The organism is Asanoa sp. NPDC050611, assembly GCF_040654855.1.
In the GTDB taxonomy this organism is placed as follows: Bacteria; Actinomycetota; Actinomycetes; order Mycobacteriales; family Micromonosporaceae; genus Asanoa.
Window position 1 is genome coordinate 1 of sequence record NZ_JBFAIU010000670.1, and the last position, 1,552, is coordinate 1,552.

The window sequence follows — 1,552 nt, forward strand, 5'->3', positions numbered from 1 at the left end:
GACGACGAGCTGCTCGACCTCGCCCGCGGCCTCGACGCCGTGGCCGACGAGGTCGGCGGCGTCCCATCCCGCCACACGCAGCCCGGCAGCGCCGGCGCCGCGCGAAGCCGGTCGCGCGACCGATGACCACCCGGCCGCCCAGGACGTACGTTTCATGGCATGTCCCTCGACTGCCCGCCGGCCTACCGGCGCCCCTGGTTCGACGTCGCCGTCGCGATCGCCATGGCGGCCGGCCTCGGGTCGCTGATCCTCGGCGCGCCTGACGGCCCGGAGTCCACGGCGTCGCTCGTCGCCGCCCTGGTGCTCACGGTGGTGCAGGCCAGCACCGTGCTGTGGATCCAGCGGCGGCCCGAGATCGCGATGATCACCGCGCTCACCGCCGGCGCCGGCATCCAGGCCATCGCGCCGCACGTCGGCTGGCTGGGGTTCGCCGCCGCGCCGCTGGCCTACTTCGCCTGGATCCGCCCGCCACGGGTGTCGCTCTGGGCGCTGGCCGTCGCAGTGGTCGCCGCGCCGTGGACGCTGGTCACCGGCGGCTGGCGGGACCTGCTGCTGGCGGTCTTCGCGTACGGGTTCAGCTGGGCGTGGGGCGAGCTGGGCCGGACCCGGTGGACGCGGCGCCAGGAGGCCCGCCAGCGGATCATCGACGCCGAGCGGTCCCGGATCGCGCGCGAGCTGCACGACGTGGTCGCCCACACGGTGTCCGTGATGCTCGTGCAGGCCGGCGCGGCCGCCGACGTCTTCGACACCAGGCCGGAGAAGGCCCGCGCCGCCCTCGACACGATCCAGGAGGCCGGGCGTACGGCGCTCGACGAGCTCCACGCGATGCTGCGCACGATGCGGCCCGACGAGGACGTGACCGAGCCGCGCACGCCGCAGCCGGGCCTCGACCAGCTCGACGCGCTCGCGCGGTCGCTCGGCGCGACCGGTCTCGTGGTCGCCGTCGACCGGGCCGGCGACGAGCGTCCGGTGCCGCCCGACGTGGCGCTCTCCGCGTACCGGATCGTCCAGGAGTCACTGACCAACAGCCTGCGGCACGGCCGGGCCAAGCGGGCCGACGTCCGGCTGCGGTTCGTCGACGGGGAGCTGCGGCTCGACATCGTCGACGACGGCGACCCGTCGGCCGCCGTGCCGCGCCGCGGTGGCGGGCACGGGCTGACCGGCATGCGGGAGCGGGCCCGGCTGCTGGGCGGCACGCTGGACGCGGGACCGCTGGCGACCGGCGGGTTCCAGGTGTCGGCCAGGCTCCCGCTGCGGCAGCGGGCGGCGGCGTGACGATCAAGGTGGTCGTGGTCGACGACCAGCACGCCGTACGCGAAGGCTTTGTCATGATTATCGACGCCCGCGACGACCTCGAGGTGGTGGGCGAGGCGGCCGACGGCTTCGAGGCGGTCGCCGTGACCGAGGCGAAGCGGCCGGACGTGGTGCTGATGGACGTCCGGATGGAGGGCATGGACGGCATCGAGGCGACCCGGCGGATCGTCGCCGGCGGCAACCCGGCCCGGGTGGTCATGCTCACGACGTTCGACCTCGACGAGCACGTCTACGCCGC

The 1,552-nt window shown here is 75.2% G+C and carries 2 protein-coding genes; both read left to right on the top strand.

Features of this window, described 5'->3' with window-relative positions; genetic code table 11:
* The first annotated feature begins 159 nt into the window (after positions 1-159).
* On the top strand, positions 160-1,275 hold the full coding sequence (locus tag AB0H87_RS41685) for a sensor histidine kinase (protein ID WP_360159369.1): 1,116 nt from the start codon (positions 160-162) through the stop codon (positions 1,273-1,275).
* Positions 1,272-1,552: response regulator transcription factor (locus AB0H87_RS41690; protein WP_360159372.1), on the top strand; the 281-nt coding region annotated here is incomplete at its 3' end. The genes AB0H87_RS41685 and AB0H87_RS41690, both read left to right, overlap by 4 nt.

What these genes read in the sequence shown, in the direction of transcription:
- AB0H87_RS41685 (WP_360159369.1), top strand. Translation starts at nt 160, where the DNA reads ATGTCCCTCGACTGCCCGCCGGCCTACCGGCGCCCCTGGTTCGACGTC.